Source organism: Xanthomonas cannabis pv. cannabis, from assembly GCF_000802365.1.
Classification (GTDB): Bacteria; Pseudomonadota; Gammaproteobacteria; order Xanthomonadales; family Xanthomonadaceae; genus Xanthomonas; species Xanthomonas cannabis.
In genome coordinates this window covers 1-230 of record NZ_JSZE01000238.1, presented here as the reverse complement: position 1 = coordinate 230, position 230 = coordinate 1, and the positions used below count along the sequence as shown (strand labels likewise).

Genomic DNA, 230 nt, shown 5'->3' with positions numbered 1-230 from the left:
GGTGCTGTGCAAGCCGGGTTCGATCAAGCCGCACACCGAGTTCGAAGCCGAAGTCTACGTGCTGTCCAAGGACGAGGGTGGCCGTCACACCCCGTTCTTCAAGGGCTACCGTCCGCAGTTCTACTTCCGCACCACCGACATCACTGGCGCGTGCCAGCTGCCGGAAGGCGTGGAGATGGTGATGCCGGGCGACAACGTCAAGATGGTCGTGACCCTGATCAACCCGGTCG

General features: G+C 62.6%; 1 protein-coding gene. It reads left to right on the top strand.

Features of this window, described 5'->3' with window-relative positions; genetic code table 11:
• A partial coding sequence (locus OZ10_RS20230; RefSeq protein ID WP_486684675.1) for an EF-Tu C-terminal domain-related protein occupies positions 1-230 on the top strand: 230 nt, incomplete at both ends.